Genomic DNA, 17,607 nt, shown 5'->3' with positions numbered 1-17,607 from the left:
AGCGCCGGCGATGTCAGTGCGCGGCCTTCGACAGGCTCAGGCTGAGCGGGGGTTGCAAAGGATTTCGTGGCAGCAATCGGATTGATTCCTGAACGGCAGTATATGGCGAAAATTGGCCCTATCCGCCCGTCAGCTCCCCTCTTTTTCCCGCCTTCCGCGCAATCGCGCTCAACCCCTTGGTCAGCTGGAACAGACCGTTCAGTCGGCTTTCCGGGTCGCCCCAGGCGCGGTTGATTACCAGCTTCATGTCCGGGCGCAATTTGGCAGTTTCCTGCCCGTTCTGGTTCAGCCGGTCGACGTAAGCGACAAGGCCCGGTCCGTCGGCGAAATCGTCCTTGTGAAAGGTCACCAGCGTCCCGCGCGCGCCCACATCAATCTTGGCGATGTTGGCCTCGATCGCCTGATGCTTGATCTCGATCAGGCGCACCAGATTGCGCGTTGGCGAGGGCAGATCGCCGAAACGGTCGATCATTTCTGCGGCGAGGCTTTCGATTTCGGCCTTGTCAGCCGCCTGATTGAGCCGGCGATACAGCGCCATGCGCACCGCGAGGTCAGGCACATAGGCTTCCGGAATCATGATCGGCGCATCGACGGTGATCTGGGGCGAGAACGCGTCGGGCGCTTTCTCCAGCCCCATCTCGCCCGCCTTGGCGGCCAGGATCGCGTCCTCCAGCATCGATTGATACAGCTCAAAGCCAACCTCGCGGATATGGCCCGATTGCTCATCGCCCAGCAGATTGCCCGCGCCACGAATGTCGAGATCGTGGCTGGCCAGCTGGAACCCTGCGCCAAGGCTGTCGAGATCGCTCAATACCTTGAGCCGTTTCTCGGCGATTTCGGAAAGCTGCGTGTCTGCCGGAGTGGTGAGATAGGCATAGGCGCGGATTTTTGACCGGCCCACGCGCCCGCGCAGCTGATACAATTGCGCCAGACCAAAACGGTCAGCCCGATGGATGATGATGGTGTTGGCGCTCGGCAGATCGAGTCCGCTTTCGACGATGGTGGTCGATAGCAGGACTTCGTATTTGCCATCGTAGAACGCGCTCATGCGCTCCTCGATCTCGCCTGCGCCCATTTGGCCATGGGCGGAGATCGGCTTCACTTCGGGCACATTGTCGCGCAGCCATTGTTCGACATCAGCCATGTCGGAAATGCGCGGCACGACGATAAAGCTCTGCCCGCCGCGGTGATGTTCGCGCAGCAATGCCTCGCGCATCACCATGTCGTCCCACTCCATCACATAGGTGCGCACCGCCAGCCGGTCGACCGGCGGGGTCTGGATGGTGGAAAGTTCGCGCAGGCCGCTCATCGCCATTTGCAGCGTGCGCGGGATCGGCGTGGCGGTAAGGGTGAGCATGTGCACATCGGCGCGCAATTGCTTCAGCTTTTCCTTATGCGTGACGCCGAACCTTTGTTCCTCGTCAACGATCACGAGCCCGAGATTCTTGAACTCGGTCGATTTGGACAGGATCGCATGGGTGCCGATCACCAGATCAACCGAACCCTTAGCCAGCCCCTCGCGGGTTTCGGCGGCTTCCTTTGCGGAAACCAACCGCGACAATCGCCCGACATTGAGCGGGAAGCCGGAGAAGCGTTCAACAAAGCCATTGTAATGCTGCCGTGCGAGCAGGGTGGTGGGGGCAACCACCGCGACTTGCTGACCGCTCATTGCGGCGACAAATGCGGCGCGCAATGCGACCTCGGTTTTGCCAAAGCCAACGTCGCCGCACACCAGCCGGTCCATCGGCCTGCCGCTTTCCAGATCGCGCAGGACATCGGCAATGGCGGCGTCCTGATCCTCGGTCTCCTCCCATGGGAAGCGGTCAACGAAGGGATTATAGCTTGCCTCATCGGCCTCAAAAACCGGCGCTTTCCTGAGCGCACGCTGGGCCGCGACTTTCATCAACTCCCCGGCAATGGCGGTGATGCGTTCTTTGAGCTTGGCGCGGCGTTTTTGCCACGCCTCGCCGCCAAGCCGGTCCAGCGGGACGCTTTCCTCGCTGGAGCCATAGCGCGACAGCACGTCGATATTCTCGACCGGGATGAACAATTTGTCCCCCCCGCGATATTCCAGCGCGACGCAATCATGCTGGCTCTTGCCCACGGGCACGGGCTCAAGGCCGAGATATTTGCCGATCCCGTGTTCGACATGGACCACCAGATCGCCCTGCGCCAGCGCTTGAAGTTCGGCGAGGAAAGCATCGGCATCCTTGCGCTTTTTCTTGCGCCGCACGAGCCGGTCACCGAGCACATCCTGCTCTGTGATGATCTCCAGATCGTCATTGGCGAATCCCGTTTCGAGCGGGAGCACCATGGCGGCGGTCTTGCCCTTGGCGGCCCGTCCCAGCGCGTCCTGCCAGCTTTCGGCGAGTGCGGCGGGAGCGCCCGCTTCCTCTAGGATTGACGCAATGCGCGCACGGCTGCCGTTGGAATAGGCGGCGAACAACGGTTTGCGGCCCGATTTTGCGACGCTGAGCAAGTGTTTTGCCGCCGCTTCGTAAACATTGTCGCCGCGCGCGCGCTCTGGTGAGAAATCGCGCGCTGCGCGGAACCCGAAATCGAGGTGGTCGCCGCCATCGGGTGCGGCAAAGACGCTGGCGCGGTGCGCGGGTGCAGCGGCGAGCGCAGTTTTGAACGCGCCATCGCCCACATACAATGCGTCGGTCGCCAGCGGCCGGTAGCTGCCGCTCTTTTCGCCGCTCAATCGCCCGCGTTGTTCGTGATAATCGGCAATGTCACGCAGCCGTTCATCGGCAGCACCCAGCGCAGCCTGATCGATGACCACCACATCGTCGCCGCTCAGATAATCGAATAGGCTCGCGAGCTCTTCCTCGAACAGCGGCAGCCAATGTTCCATCCCTGCCAGCCGCCGCCCGTCGCTGACGGCTTCGTACAGCGGGTCCTGCGTTGCCGAAGCGCCAAACTGCTCGCGGTAGCGTGAGCGAAAGCGTTTGATGCTGTCTTCGTCCAGCAGCGCCTCGGACGCAGGCAGCAGCAGATGGGCATCCAGCCGCCCGGTGCTGCGCTGGGTTGAGGGATCGAACAGCCGCAAGCTTTCCAGATCATCGCCAAAGAAATCGAGCCGTAAGCCTTCGTCAAGCGAGGAGGGGAAGATGTCGACAATCGACCCGCGCACTGCAAATTCACCATGGTCGATCACTGTATCGGTGCGGGAATATCCCTGACGGATGAGCAAAGCGGCAAGGCTTTCATGGCCAATGGACATGCCGGGCCTGAACTCGCGCACGCTTTGCCGAACCCGGAACGGGGTAATGACCCGCTGCAAAGCGGCGTTGACCGTGGTGACCAGCAATTGCGGCCCAGTCGCGGCGCGCTGCAACCGGTAAAGCGCCGACAGCCGCGCCGCGCTGACCGAAAGCGCCGGGCTGGCCCGGTCATAGGGCAGGCAATCCCAAGCCGGGAATTCGATGACCTCGATTTCCGGGGCGAAGAACCGCGCGGCCTCTGCCAGGCTGTGCATCGCCGCATCGTCGGGTGCGATGAACACCGCGCGCTGCCCGCCCTTGATCCGCTGCGCCGCGCGCGCAAGGTCGCTCATGACCAGCGGCTGCGCCCCGCGCGGCAGCGAGGACAGGGTCAGCGGTGCGTCCGCGTTAAGGATGCGGTCGAGGTCGGGCATGATCTGGTCTAAGGTCGCAGCGGCGGCGCGCATTCACGTCGCAAAGGGAAAGGAGCCGCGCCCTAGCCCGGGATATCGACGTAGTCGAGCCTCTGCATCATTTCGATCAGCGCGCCCTGAAACCGTTCCGGCACCGGCTGGGTTTGCAGGCCCCAGGCCATCACATCGACATCGTCTTCGTCGAGTAAAGCCTCAAACCACGCCATCTCGTCATCGCCCCAGCCATCCGCATAGCGATCAAAGAAGCCGCCGATCATGTAATCCGCCTCGCGCGTGCCGCGGTGCCATGCGCGAAATTTGGCGCGGGCCAGACGCTCGGCAAACGGCCTTGCCTCCGCAACGCTGGAATCGGATGTGGGTAAAACGGACATGCCAGACGCGGTAAGGCACTCGCAGAAATGGCGCAACCGGGTATAGGATAAGGCGATGCGTCCCGAAGTGCTCAACCCGATCTTTGCCGAAAGCCAGACGCTCGAAGGTGTCGGGCCGAAATTGGCGAAGCCGCTCGAAAAGCTGGGCCTGACGCGGATCAAAGACGTGGCCTATCACCTGCCCGAACGGTTCGTGACGCGCCGCGCAATCGCCAATCTTGACGAAGGGGCAGAGGGCGAACAGGTGATCGTCGCGCTGACCGCGACCGAGCACCGCGCGCCTTACAATCCGGGGCGCGGTCCGTACCGCGTGCTGGCGCAGGACGAGATTGGCAATATCTGCGCGCTGACCTATTTCGGGCGCGCCTCCTACACGGCGAAGAAACAGCTGCCGGTGGGTGAGAAGCGCTGGGTTGCGGGGCGGCTCGACCGCTATGGCGACATGCTGCAGATCGTCCATCCCGACCATGTCGAGCAGGAATCGGCGGCGCATCTCGCGCGCTTGAACGAGCCTGTTTATGCCCTGTCCGAAGGGTTGACGCAGCCCAAGATTGCAGGGCTGGTGGCGCAAGCGCTGGAGCGTTTGCCCGAACTGCCCGAATGGACTGAGCCAGGGCAATTGGCGCGCAGCGGCTGGCCCGCGTGGCGGGATGCGCTGCGGCTGGCGCATAGCGGAACGGAGGCCAAGGCGCGCGACCGGCTTGCCTATGACGAATTGCTCGCCAATTCGCTCGCGCTGTTGATGGTCAAAGCCGAGGGGCGGCGGCGCAGAGGGCAGGCGTTGATCGGCGACGGCAGCCTTCGCAGCCGGGTGCAATTGCCATTCGCCATGACCGGCGCGCAAACCCGCTCCATCGCCGAGATTGAAGGCGATTTGCAGCAGGAAGCCCCCATGTTGCGGCTGTTGCAAGGCGATGTCGGTGCGGGCAAAACCGTGGTTGCACTGGAGGCGATGCTGATCGCCAACGAGGCTGGCAAGCAAGCGGCGCTGCTCGCGCCCACTGAAATCCTCGCAAGGCAGCATTACGAGACCTTGCGCAGACTGGCCGCGCCCGCCGGTGTAGAGGTCGCACTCCTCACCGGCCGGGCCAAAGGCAGGGAGCGCGAGAGCATCCTGATGGGATTGCTGGACGGGTCGATCCAGATATTGGTGGGCACCCATGCGATCTTTCAGGACAGCGTCGCCTACCGCGATCTCGGGCTGGTGGTGATCGACGAGCAGCACCGTTTCGGCGTTGCTCAGCGACTGGCGCTCGCTGGAAAGGGCAGGCGCGCGCCGCATACGCTGGCCATGACCGCAACCCCGATCCCGCGCAGCCTCACGCTGGCGCATTACGGCGAAATGGATGTCAGCCGACTTGATGAATTGCCACCTGGACGCCAAGCCATCGACACCCGGGTCATCGCGCAGGAACGGATCGAGGATGTTGTCGCCGGTGTCGAACGCCATCTGGCGAGCGGCAGCCAAGCCTATTGGGTGTGTCCGATGGTGCGCGAAATGGACGGATCGTGGCAGACCGACGACATTGCGGCGGCGGAGGCGCGCTATGCGGCGCTTCGCGCGCGGTTCGGCGACGATGTGGTGATGGTCCACGGTCAACTCAAACCAGAGGTCAAAGACGCCAATATGGAACGCTTTGCCAGCGGCGCAGCGAAATTGCTGGTGGCGACCACGGTGATCGAGGTCGGGGTCGATGTGCCCGCTGCAACCCTGATGGTGATCGAACAGGCGGAGCGATTTGGACTGGCGCAGCTTCACCAATTGCGCGGGCGCGTCGGGCGGGGGAGCGAAAAGTCGGTGTGCCTGCTGCTGCGCGGCGGCGAATTGTCCGAAACCGGCAAGCAGCGGCTGGCGCTGATGCGCGAGACGCAGGATGGTTTTCGCATCGCTGAAGAGGATCTGAAACTGCGCGGCGGCGGGGAATTGCTGGGCACGCGGCAATCGGGTGAGGCGGCGTTCCGGATCGCCAATCTCGAACAGGTCCAGCAATTGCTCCCGATTGCCCATGCTGATGCGCGTCTGCTGATCGACCGCGATGGCGGGCTGACTTCGCCAAGGGGAGAGGCCGCGCGGATACTGCTGTATCTGTTTGAACGCGATTGGGGCGTGCAATTGCTGCGCGGCGGTTGAGGCCTGTATGCGCGCTAGGCGGCGTTTTGTTGCAATCTGGAAAATCTGACAACCAGCGCATCAACGGCTTCGGCGATAGTCTTCCAGCATTTTTCGAAGTCTGCATCATCGCCGTAATAGGGATCAGGCACGGCCACGCCCTTGCGATGATCGAGCACATCGAGCAGCAATTCCACCTTCGCTTTACCCTGACGCGGAGCGCGCGCCTTGATCCCGGCGATATTCGCTTTATCGAGGGCAATGATATGGGTGAAAGTGTAAAAATCATTTTCCGACAATTGCCTGCCGATCTGGTCGCCAATATCCACTCCGTGCGCGCGCGCAGTTGCAATCGCGCGGGGGTCAGGGGCATTGCCGATGTGATAATTGGCTGTGCCCGCAGACGCGACAATTATATCCAGCCCGGCCTTGTGCGCGGCGTCACGCATTGCGCCTTCGGCCATGGGCGAGCGGCAAATATTGCCGAGGCATACAAACAGTACAGCAGGCTTGGTTTGCGTGGCGGCGTGCATGGCGCTCTCTAAAAGTATGGAGTTGCCCAATGCAAGCATTAACATCCTGAAAACGGAGAAAACAATTGTATCGTAACCTGATCTGCGGCCTGATCTTGTCGGCCTTGCCTGTTGCATCCGCTGTTGCTGGACCAAGTGATGATTACACCGCGCTGCGCGAAGAAGTATGGCAAGCCAATCTCGACAGTTCTCCCAGTCTGGCAACCAGCGTAGGTGACCGGCGCGGGGACGGGAAATTGGGTGATCTTTCGCTTGCCGAATATGAGCGGCAAGTTGCCGAGGCGCGAGAATTTCTCGGCCGGCTGGCGGCAATTGATGCCGAAGCACTGCCGACCGATCTTCAGATAGATTACGCAGTCATGCAGAGCAGCCTTGCCGATTTTGTGGCTGGCAGCGAGCATGACCAGGATCGCTTTATCCTGTTCACCAACCGCGGCGGCTGGTTTTCGGGCTTTGCTTCCTTGCCGCACCGCTCACCGTTTTTCTCGCTCGCCGATTACCAAAGTTATGTCAGCAGGCTTGCCGCGTTTGAGGCATTCAACCGGCAGGGAATCGAACGCAGCCGTCAGGCGGTGGCGCTCGGCATGGCGCAGCCGTGCGAGCCGATGGAGGGATTTGAAAACCGCATAGAGCAGCAATTGGTAGAGGATTACACTCAGTCCTCCTTCTGGGAGCCGCTGGCTGGCGACAAACCGGGTGCAGTTTCCGATGCCGACTGGGCAAGGCTGAAATCCGAAGCGGAGGCCGCAATCGAAGGCCGGGTGATCCCCGCCTACCGCGAATTCCTGACGTTTTACACCGATGAATATGCGCCCAACTGTCGCTCCGGCACGCCGGGAATTCTCGCCACGCCGGGCGGTGACGAATATTACGCTTATCGCGTGCGCAGCTTTACCACGACTGATATGACCCCGCAGGAAGTGCACGATCTTGGCCTGTCCGAAGTCGCGCGCATCCGGGCTGAAATGGAACAGGTCGCCGCCGAGGCCGGGTTTGATAGCCGCGAAGCCTTCATCGAGCATCTGCGCACTGATCCGCAATATTACATGACCGATGCGGATGAATATGTCCGCTATGCCGCCGCCTTGGCCAAGCATATCGACGGGTTCCTGCCGGAATTGTTCGGCCGTCTCCCGCGCCAACCCTACACCGTGTCGCCAATCCCTGCGCCCAATGCGCCGGGCAACACCACCGCCTATTACGAGCCGGGATCGCTGGAGACGGGTGCAGCGGGGATTTACAGGATCAACACAACCGAACTGGATCAGCGCCCCTTGTGGGAATTGCCCGCGCTCGGCGTGCATGAGGCGGTGCCGGGGCATCACCTGCAGATTGCGTTGCAGCAGGAACTCGACATCCATCCCTTGCGCGCCAACGGCACCTTCTTCACCGCCTTTGTCGAAGGCTGGGGGCTCTATTCAGAGCGACTGGGAATTGAGATGGGGCTGTATGATACTCCGGCGAAACAGATGGGGCGGCTGTCCTATGAAATGTGGCGCGCGACCCGGTTGGTGGTCGATACAGGGCTGCATTCAAAGGGTTGGAGCAAGCAACAGGCGGCCGATTTCATGACCGACAACACCGCGCTCTCTCCCGCCAATATCGATGCAGAGGTCAATCGTTATATGACGTGGCCAGGTCAGGCGCTGGCATACAAGATTGGCGAATTGAAGATCCGCGAATTGCGCAGCCGCGCCGAGAACGCCTTGGGCGCCAATTTCTCGCTGCGCGATTTTCACGACACCGTGCTTGAAAACGGAGCGGTGCCGCTCTCTGTTCTCGAACAGCATGTGGACCGCTGGATAGCGGCGCAACTGGCCGGTCAGGAGTAGTTTTCAGGCCGCTTTGGCGGGGAGGGGCTTGGTCGATGCCAGCACCTCCTCCGTCATCCGGCGAATGTTGACCTTGGCTTTCAGCCGCGCGCCCAACAGCGCAGTCCCGCTCACCTTGCGCTGCACGAACAAGGTTTCAATCGGGGGGAAGGCCCAAGTGTCTTTGTCCTGCGCAATGGCAAAACCTTCCTCACGCAGCAGCGGCACAAAACCGCGGTCGCCAAAGTCGAAGGGCTTATCCTCTCGCATTTCGCCAATCACAATGTCGATCATGCGGTTGACCCGTTCCGGGTGCTTTTCCGCGACAATGGGCATCATGAAGCCGGATTCGATCGTCGCTGCGAGCACTTCCTCGCGGTCGCCCTGAAGGCCCGCAGCCAACATCCGCCGATAACCGTTGGAGACATCGGGATCGACATCACGGCAGGCACCGAAATCGAGCAGCACGATTTCCCCCGTTGAAGGACGAAAACGAAAATTGGCGAAATTGGGATCGGTCTGCATCACCCCGAATTCGAACAATTCGCGCGCCACCAGCCGCATCAACCGCTCCATCGTTGCGTCGCGGCGTTCGGGCGTTTCCTGTTCGAGCTCCTCGATGCTGACACCTTCCTCGAAACTCATGGCGAGGATTGATCCGCGCGTCAGCCCTTCGTGAAGGCGCGGGACGACGAAACCGTCCTCGCGCTCCAACCGGCGGCGATACAGCTCCATCTGCGCGCCTTCGCGCTCGTAATCGGCTTCCTCGTGCAGCTGTTGCTTGGCCGCAGCGAGCAGTTTGCCCATCTCCAGTTCGGGCGGTGCAAAGCCAGCCACTTTCAGCAGCGTCATCACATTGTCGACGTCGCTGTCGATGCTTTTAGCGACGCCGGGATATTGCACCTTGATCGCCAGTTCCTGACCGTCGCGGGTCAGCGCCTTGTGCACTTGTCCGATGCTGGCGGCGGCGATGGGGCGGGGGTTGAACCAGCGGAATTGTTTGCGCCAATCATTGCCCCATTCGGCCTTCAGCACCTGATCAAGTTGCCGCGTCGGCATGAAATTGGCCTGATCGCGCAGCGTTCCGAGGATTTTCGACAGTTCCGGCGGCAGGAAATCCCCCGAATCCAAGCTGATCATCTGCCCCATCTTCATCGCCGCGCCGCGCAGATGCGCCAGCCGGTCGGTCAATCGCTGGACATTGCCGGGGGTCAGGATCAGGTCGCGCGCGGAAATCCGTTCACCGCTGGAGAGCCGCCGTGCGCCTTCGGCTGCCATCCCCCCCGCGACCCCGCCGACCAGCCGTCCGAACGTACCGAACCGCGCCAGCCGACCCGAAGGCACCGCACGCTCGCGCGAACGGTCGGCGCGCTTGTCGTCGAAATCAGAATAATCTTCGGCCAAGTGGAGGGGGTCCCGTCTGCAAAAGTGTAGTGCCTCAACGGCCCATATTGGGGCGCGTTCCCTCGATTGCTAGCTGATCGACAGCCCGCCATCGACCGGCAGGCATTGCCCGGTGATGTAATCGCTGTGCTCGGAGGCAAAGAACACCGCCAGCCCCTCCAATCCAGCGTGATCCCCCGGACGGCGAAGCGGGATGCGCTGTTCCATCCACTGCGCGAATTTCGGATTGGCCTTTGCCGTGATGTCGGTTTCGAAATAGCCGAAAAGCAGTGCGTTGGCGGTGATATCATAGCGCGCCAGTTCGAAAGCCGCGCCGCGAGTCAGTCCGTTCACCGCCGCCTTGGACGCCGCATAATCGGAGCTTTTGTTGACCCCCATGATCGACTGGCCGGAGGATGTGACAATCAGCTTGCCGCCTGGATCGCCGTTTTCCGCGCGGTCGATCATGTGATGGGTGACGTGTTTGTAGACCAGCGCAGGGCCGCGCGTGTTGACAGTAAAGGTCGCGTCCCAGCCTTCTGCCGTTATGTCGGGAATGCGCGTTCCCGCGCCCGAAATCCCGGCATTTGCGAAAACAGCATCGACGCGGCCGAAGTGATCGAGCGTTCCCGCCATAGCCGCCTCGATATCCAACTCATCGGAAACATCGCACAGCGCGGTGATGACCTTTCCATCACCTAAGCTTTCCAATTCCTGAGCGGCGGCATCATTCTTATCGGGATTGCGCGCCCAGATCGCGACATTCGCGCCCGCCTTCACCAGCCCGCGCGCCATGCCAAGACCAAGCCCGCCATTGCCGCCGGTGATGATGGCCACGCGGCCTGAAAGATCGAACAGGTTCATGGGGGACCGGTTGGCGCAAATTGTCCCAGCTCGCAAGCTTGGCGGGAACTTGGCGGATATCCGCAGGTTTGAGCCTGCATGGACGGACAGACTTCTCTGACCCCGGCGGCGCGCTGGCTTGGCTATGCCGGACTGCTGCCGCAGATCATCTGCGTCGCGTTGGCGGCGAGCGGGCACGAATATGCCTACACCGCGCTTGCCGGTGGGTTTGCCTATGCGGCGGCAATCTTTAGCTTCCTTGGCGGAGTGTGGTGGGGACAAGCCACGGCTAATGGCAGGGTCGGGGCAGGGGCCTATCTGATCGCGGTGATGCCCAGCCTGCTGTCAGTGGCGCTGTTCCTGCCATGGAGCCTTGGCTGGGACTGGCCGGGGCCGGCGCTGATGTATCTGGGCGCGCTTATCTTGGCCTCCCCGATCATCGACCGGGCGCTGGGGTTTGCGGCAAGGGATTTCTTCAATCTGCGGGTGCAGCTGTCGGTCGGGCTGGGGCTGCTGACGATTGCGCTCGGTGTGATTGCCGATGCGATTGTCTAGGACCAGTCCTATCTTTCGACCTTGAAGACATAGACCGGGCCAAGGTCCACTTCCTGCACAGAGCCGCCAAAATACAACTCCAGCTCCGCGCCGCCAGCGCCGTAACCGCGCGGGGCCTTGGTCTCGATCTTGATCATCTGCCATTGCGGACCGACGCTGAACCGGTTTGCGGCAAAGCTTTCAAACGGCGGCGAGGTTCCCTGAATGCGCGATGCGGCCACTGCGCGGCCATCTTCGGCTGACGCGCTGATTGTGCGAGCGGCGATGGCAATCACCAGATCGTCACCTTCTTCAATTGCCCGGTTGATCGGAACCGTCGCGGCCAGATCGGTCAACTGCGTGCCCGGTTCGGTGATTGAAAAGCGGGTGGCGCGCAGCATCCAAATCTCGCGTTCTTCGCGGTTGTCATAAGTGCCCGCCGAACCGCTGAATTTCCACGAAGCCTGCCCCGGATCATTGATCAGCGTGCCAATCCCTTCGAGCGTTTCAGGCATTTCCAGCTCAGGTATCTGATAGGCAGCGGCAGCGACCGTCACTGGTCCGGAGCCTGCAATCGAATCGGCACCGGTCACGACTATGGCTTGCCCGATTTCGATAATCTGGCGGGTGCGCCCGAATTGCAGCGCGATAATACCGTCTCTTGACCGCAGCTTTTGTTCGGCCTCGGCGCTGACTTCATACCATTGCCACTCGCTGCCAATGGACAGCGTCTGTTCGCCAAAGCCGGGGTAGGGGACGACGTTTTCCTGAAACCGGACGCGCACCACACCCTTGCCGTCGTCAGTGTCCGCTTCGATCGTGCGAGCATAAAACCCGACGGTCACTGTCTCGCCGCGGTCGACCTCTTTGGTGAGCGGGATGTTGGCCCCGGCGGTGTAGATAAACGCGGCGGCGCGCTTGACCTCAAACCGCCGCGCCGCGCCGCCGCCCGGAATACTGGGGTCAACGACCGAAGAGGCCGCCAGATCAGTGCCATAGCTTTGCCAGTCGATGGCAGAGGGATCATTGACGAGATCGCCCGGCAATTGCGCATCCAGCGCCTCCAGCGCGGCCTCATCCTGCGCCATGGCCGGATGTGCGGCCAGCCCGGCGGATGCCAATGCGCCAGCAGCGGCAAGCGAAATCATGCGCGGTTTTCTCATTTGTCCCCTCCAGGTGTTGGTGGCCGGTTTGTTCGACTCACTCCTATTGTTAGCGTTATCAATAATCAGCGCAAGTGAGCGGAAACTGAATGGCTGTTTGCCGGACGGAGCCGGTTTCGCGGCTCCGCCGTGCTCGTGGCAGGATCAGGCCGCCTGCGCTGGGCAATAGCGCGACAGATATTCGCCATGTCCCGGCATATGCTGCACCAGGAAGCGAATGGATTGCTCCATCTCGTCGATTTCCTCGCGGGTTTTTGCACTATCGAGCGATTCGGCCATCGGGTTGTGGCCGCCCATGGTGACGCCTTGCCCCATCATCACCGCCGCCCAACTGGTTTCGGTAAACAGTTCGTCCTCCTCGCGGAAGATTTGGCCATTGGCTTTGAAAATCTCGACCTTTTCGATCAGCGTATCGGGCACATCCATGGTGCGCACATAGTTCCAGAAATCCGAATCGGTGCGCGATGTGGCGTTGTAATGCAGGATCAGGAAGTCGCGGATGCGCGCATATTCGCGCCCTGTCAGCCGGTTGAACGTATCTTGCTGTGCCTGCGTCACACCGTCGAGCGACAGGAGCGACAGGAATTTGTCGATTCCCGTGTTGATAAGGTGGATTGAGGTCGATTCCAGCGGCTCCATGAAACCCGCCGACAGGCCGAGGGCCACAACATTCTTGTTCCAGAATTTTTTGCGTCGCCCCGTGACGAAGCGGAGGAAATTGGGGTCGGCCTGCGGTTTTCCGGCGATATTGCCGAGCAGGATGTCGAGCGCGTCGCTGTCTTCCATATAGCTGCTGCAATAGACGTGGCCGTTGCCGTTGCGATGTTGCAGCGGGACTTGCCATTGCCATCCGGCGCTATGCGCGGTGGCGCGGGTAAAGGGCGGGGGCGGGCTGCCATCCTCGCGTTGGCAGGGCAAGGCGACCGCGCGGTTGCAGGGCAGCCAATGGGTCCAATCCTCATATCCGGTTTTCAACGCCTGCTCGATCAGCAAGCCCCGGAAACCGGAGCAATCCACGAACAGATCGCCCGCCAGCACGCGCCCATCGTCCAGCGACAGCGATGTAACGAAACCGGTTTCGGCATCCAGCGCGGTATCGGCCACCTTGCCTTCGACCCGCACAACCCCGCGTGCCTCGGCGAATTTGCGCAGATAGGCGGCGTAACGTCCGGCATCGAGGTGATAGGCGTAATTGATCGGGGGCAGGTCATCGCGCTGTTTCTGGTAGTCTTCGGTGCGGGCAAACTTGCCGAAATAGGCGGCCATGGTTTCCAGATTGAAGACCTGAATCGGGCGATTGTCGCCGCTGGCAGCGAAGCGGTGCCAGACATGGTGAAATCCGATTCCGCCCATTGCATAGCCATAAGCGCCAAAGGGATGGATATAGCTGTCGCCCTGCTTGCCCCAATTTTCAAACTGGATGCCCAGCTTGAATGTGCCGCCGACCTCGGCCAGCATTTCTGCTTCGTTGATGCCCAGCAGATCATTAAAGCCGACAAACGGAGGAATTGTTGCCTCTCCCACCCCCACCGTGCCGATCTGTTCCGATTCGATCAGCGTGATTTCGAGCGTGCGACCGACCTTCAACCGCGACAACGCTGCCGCCGCCATCCAGCCTGCGGTGCCGCCGCCAACGATGATTATCTGTTGAATTGCCATAGAATCCTCTGCCCTTTCCCCGGTCCATACACCCGCCCTTGCAAGTCCAGCAAACGCGGTCCGCCGGGGTGTTGCCAAAATGCAATGTGAAGAAAATATTGCAAGGCTTGAGAACGCTAACAAAATGCGCTAGACGAGTCACCAGCCATCAGACGGCATGAATGTCGCCACGAGGCTTGGGAGGGTAAGAGAAACATGAATACGGCTCGCATTGCGTCTTCGCGGCGCTCATTCTCGTTAAGCACCGCGTCGGGTCTGGCGATTTCGCTGGCGCTTGCCGCGCCGGCCTATGCACAGGATGAAGAGGCGCCCGCAGAGGTTGCCGAAGACCCCGCAGCTACCGGCAATGAAATTTTGGTGACCGGTTTCCGCGCCGCGCTTGAGAGCGCTCAGAATATCAAACGCGATGCCGACACCTTTGTCGATGCGGTCACCGCAGAGGACATTGGCGCATTGCCGGATCGCTCGGTTGCAGAAACCTTGCAGCGTATTCCGGGCGTCAACATCGGCCGGTTTGAAAAGACCACCGACCCTGACCGTTTCTCGGTTGAAGGCACCGGCGTCATTGTGCGCGGCCTGCCGTTCGTTCGTTCGGAATTGAATGGCCGCGACATTTTCTCGGCAACCGGCGGCACAGTGCTCAGCTTTAACGACGTCTCGCCAGAGCTGCTGGGCCGGGTCGAGGTGTTCAAGAACGTCACTGCCGACATGATCGACGGCGGCATCGCCGGGACGGTCAATCTCGTCACGCGCAAGCCGCTCGACAATCGCGGGACGCGGCTGTCGGGCTCGATCGAAGGCAATGTCGGCGATCTGGCAGAAGAATGGTCACCGGGTTTCTCGGTGCTCGGTTCGACCACCTTTGACAGCGAAGCAGGCTCAATCGGTTTCCAGCTTGGCTATACCAAGTCGGAACTGGTCAGCCGCACCGACGCATCGCAGGTTACCGACCCCTGCTTCCGCGCCGACACTCTCGATGGTCCGTGTTTCCGCACCAGCGGCGTGAGCTCTGCCGGCGTGGGCGCGCCCACTGGCTTTGATGCAAGCAACTTCCCGCCGCCCGGCACCGTCCTTGTGCCCAAGGGCGCAGGTGTGCGCACCACCGAACTCGAACGCGACCGTGAAGCGTTTTCGGCTGTGGTGCAGTATGAAAGCCCGAATCGCGATTTCCTCGTCACCTTTGAATGGCTGCGCGCAGAAACCGATTTCTTCACCGATGAATCCGCAATCCTCGCGTTGGTGAACGATGATGCGCTGTTCCCGGTTCAGGCTGCGGGCAGCACCTGGCAGTTTGATGAAAATGGCGTGTTCCAAAGCGGCATTCTCAGCCAGCGGATCGGTGATGCCTATGCGAACCCGTTTGGTCGCGGCGGTATTCCGACCGAATCCTTGCGGTTCCAGCGGGAAACCCGGGCCAGCACCCAAGATTTCACGGTTGATATTGACTGGAACGTCACCGACCGGCTGACCTTCAATTTTGAAGCGCAGCGAATCGAATCCGATCTCGCCCGCGATTCGATCATCGGCGTGATGAGCACCTGGTCGAATATCGCGCTTGATCTGAGCGGTGAAACACCCTCGGTTCAGTTCCTTGCGCCTCCGGGCGCTCCGGCGGATTATTTCACCAGCGGTCAGAACAGCTATTACTGGTTCCTGCTCGACAGTCTGGAACGCAACGACGCGCAGCTCGACAGCCTGCGGTTCGATGCGGATTACGAAATCGGCGATGGTTTCTTCAAAAGTGCGCGCTTTGGCGCGCGCTGGGCCGAACGTGACCGGGTTACTCGCGACACCAATTTCAGCACTTGGGGCAATCTGTCTGCACCATGGGCGGGCCGCGCTGGCTGCGCGCCGTGGGGTGCGGGTCCGGGCTGTTTCGCCAATGGTCCAGGGACCGGCAACGGCTTTGTCCCGGGCCGGTTCTTCACCGGCCTGCCAGGTCAGGATTTTGCGATCGCAGGCGGTGCCTATGTCGATGATTTCCCTGCCTTCTCAAACTTCCGTTCGCCGTTTGACGACGGGTTCCAACGCGGCGGTGCGCCGACCCCGATCGAAGGCGGCGGCACGTTCTTCTATGGCGGGGACGATTTCCTCGGCGAATATCTGTCAGGCGAAACCAAGCGTCAGGCGCAAGAAATCAACGTCTTCTCGCAGACGCCCAACCCGTTCTTTGGCGTTCAGGGCCGTTCGTTCACCGATATTGCAGGCAATGTGACTCAGTGCGATCCGTTCTGCCCACCTGAAACCAATGCAGTGACCGAAGTCACCAAATCTGGCTATGGCCGGGTCGATTTCGGCACGGATTTCAGCAATGGCTGGAATATCGAAGGCAACTTCGGTGTCCGCTATGTTGAAACAGAGGTGCGGACCGGGGGTCTGATCGGTTTCCCCAGCCCATTCGGCTTTGACGATCCGAGCGTGACCAATGGTCAGGGCAATGGCGACGGCGTGGTGCAGGTTTCCGAGATCAACGCATCGTGCGGACGCACCCCGCCAGGGCAAACTTTGCCGGGGTTCTGCGGGCTGACTGACGCGCGCAAGGCTGAATTTGCGGCGGCCTTTACCGGTGATCTGATTATCGATGACCGCGACATCACCTTTGAACATTGGCTGCCCAGTTTCAACGTGCGGCTAGATATCGGCAACGGCCTGTTGTTCCGCGCTGCTGTGTCGAAAGGCATCTCGCGGCCCGACCTGCAATTGTTCCGTTCGGGCGGGGCAATCGGTGACAACACCGGCGACCTGCAAGCCGAAGGCACGCTTGCAGATGGGCCATTGTTCCAGCTGTTCACCGGCAACCGCAACCTGCGCCCGGTCGAATCGTGGAATTATGACCTTTCGGTCGAATGGTATTTTGACGATGTCGGCTCGTTAACGCTGTCGGGCTTCCTCAAGGATATCGAGGGGATCGTAAATTCCGGGATTGATACGGTCGACTTCATCTCGCCCACCGGCAATCTTGTCGTCCCGGTCGAGGTAAACGGTCCAGTCAATGCGCAAGGCGGTATATTGAAGGGCGTGGAGATTGGTTATCAGCAGACCTATGACTTCCTGCCGGGCTTGCTCAGCGGGTTCGGGCTTGCGGGAACCTATACCTATATCGACGGCGGCGAATTCTCGAACTCGGATCTTGCCGGAAATACCGGCGTGTTCGCATCGAGCCAGCCGCTAGCGGGGATTTCCAAGCACACGGTCAACGGCACGATCTTCTATGAAAAGGGTCCATTGTCGGCGCGCGCTGCGTATAACTGGCGCTCCGATTTCCTGATCACGCCGCGCGATGACATCTTCCCGTTCTCGCCGATCTATCAGGAATCGACGGGTCAGCTTGATGCGTCGATCTTCTTTGCGGTGACCGATTACCTCAAGCTCGGGGTGCAGGGCGTGAACCTGCTCGATGAAGTGACCGTCACCAGCCAGGTCGTCGATTTCGACGGGACGCGGATCACCCGCTCCGCCTTCCGCAACGACCGGCGCTTTACTTTCCTTGCTCGCTTCGATTTCTAATCTCAGCTGAGCGAGGTTTTTGAGGGGGTCTTGCTTGAGGGAGCAGGGCCCCC

General features: G+C 61.0%; 11 protein-coding genes. 4 read left to right on the top strand and 7 right to left on the bottom strand.

The genetic code is table 11. The annotated features are described in order from the left end of the window. Window positions 1–118: 118 nt before the first annotated feature. Together mfd and ACM64M_RS10825 are read right to left on the bottom strand one after the other, a co-directional pair. On the bottom strand, window positions 119–3,640 hold the full coding sequence (mfd, locus tag ACM64M_RS10830; protein WP_416228704.1) for a transcription-repair coupling factor: 3,522 nt from the start codon (window positions 3,638–3,640) through the stop codon (window positions 119–121). 62 nt (window positions 3,641–3,702) lie between these two features. Beyond that, window positions 3,703–4,011: a succinate dehydrogenase assembly factor 2 gene (locus ACM64M_RS10825; RefSeq protein ID WP_416228697.1), complete on the bottom strand. Its 309-nt coding sequence runs from the start codon at window positions 4,009–4,011 to the stop codon at window positions 3,703–3,705. A gap of 55 nt (window positions 4,012–4,066) precedes the next feature. Here ACM64M_RS10825 and recG point away from each other — a divergent pair, with 55 nt between their 5' ends. Further along, a complete protein-coding gene (gene recG / locus ACM64M_RS10820; RefSeq protein WP_416228696.1) occupies window positions 4,067–6,142 on the top strand; it encodes an ATP-dependent DNA helicase RecG in 2,076 nt (691 codons plus the stop codon). A 14-nt stretch (window positions 6,143–6,156) separates the two neighbouring features. Here the strand turns inward: recG and ACM64M_RS10815 are convergent, their stop codons facing one another. After that, a complete protein-coding gene (locus ACM64M_RS10815; protein WP_416228695.1) occupies window positions 6,157–6,654 on the bottom strand; it encodes a low molecular weight protein-tyrosine-phosphatase in 498 nt (165 codons plus the stop codon). Between the two features lie 65 nt (window positions 6,655–6,719). Here ACM64M_RS10815 and ACM64M_RS10810 point away from each other — a divergent pair, with 65 nt between their 5' ends. After that, window positions 6,720–8,486: a DUF885 domain-containing protein gene (locus ACM64M_RS10810; RefSeq protein WP_416228694.1), complete on the top strand. Its 1,767-nt coding sequence runs from the start codon at window positions 6,720–6,722 to the stop codon at window positions 8,484–8,486. A 3-nt stretch (window positions 8,487–8,489) separates the two neighbouring features. Here the strand turns inward: ACM64M_RS10810 and ACM64M_RS10805 are convergent, their stop codons facing one another. Further along, window positions 8,490–9,869, bottom strand: coding sequence for an ABC1 kinase family protein (locus ACM64M_RS10805; RefSeq protein ID WP_416228693.1), 1,380 nt, complete (start codon window positions 9,867–9,869; stop codon window positions 8,490–8,492). A gap of 69 nt (window positions 9,870–9,938) precedes the next feature. Continuing rightward, window positions 9,939–10,712, bottom strand: coding sequence for an SDR family NAD(P)-dependent oxidoreductase (locus tag ACM64M_RS10800; RefSeq protein WP_416228692.1), 774 nt, complete (start codon window positions 10,710–10,712; stop codon window positions 9,939–9,941). Between the two features lie 78 nt (window positions 10,713–10,790). On the opposite strand from ACM64M_RS10800, the gene ACM64M_RS10795 reads away from it, so the two are divergent. Further along, window positions 10,791–11,246, top strand: coding sequence for a DUF3429 domain-containing protein (locus ACM64M_RS10795; RefSeq protein ID WP_416228691.1), 456 nt, complete (start codon window positions 10,791–10,793; stop codon window positions 11,244–11,246). Window positions 11,247–11,254: 8 nt separating this feature from the next. Here ACM64M_RS10795 and ACM64M_RS10790 read toward each other — a convergent pair whose 3' ends face one another. Beyond that, a complete protein-coding gene (locus ACM64M_RS10790; RefSeq protein ID WP_416228690.1) occupies window positions 11,255–12,388 on the bottom strand; it encodes a hypothetical protein in 1,134 nt (377 codons plus the stop codon). Window positions 12,389–12,532: 144 nt separating this feature from the next. Then, window positions 12,533–14,047 carry a tryptophan halogenase family protein gene (locus ACM64M_RS10785; protein ID WP_416228689.1) on the bottom strand — a complete coding sequence of 505 codons (1,515 nt, stop codon included), beginning with the start codon at window positions 14,045–14,047 and terminating at the stop codon, window positions 12,533–12,535. A 195-nt stretch (window positions 14,048–14,242) separates the two neighbouring features. Here ACM64M_RS10785 and ACM64M_RS10780 point away from each other — a divergent pair, with 195 nt between their 5' ends. Next, window positions 14,243–17,554 carry a TonB-dependent receptor gene (locus tag ACM64M_RS10780; RefSeq protein WP_416228688.1) on the top strand — a complete coding sequence of 1,104 codons (3,312 nt, stop codon included), beginning with the start codon at window positions 14,243–14,245 and terminating at the stop codon, window positions 17,552–17,554. Window positions 17,555–17,607 lie beyond the last annotated feature (53 nt).

The sequence above is a fragment of the Qipengyuania sp. ASV99 genome (genome assembly GCF_047872805.1).
GTDB lineage: Bacteria > Pseudomonadota > Alphaproteobacteria > Sphingomonadales > Sphingomonadaceae > Erythrobacter.
The sequence above is the reverse complement of the archived record's forward strand: the minus strand, read 5'-3'. Positions and strand labels throughout refer to the sequence as shown.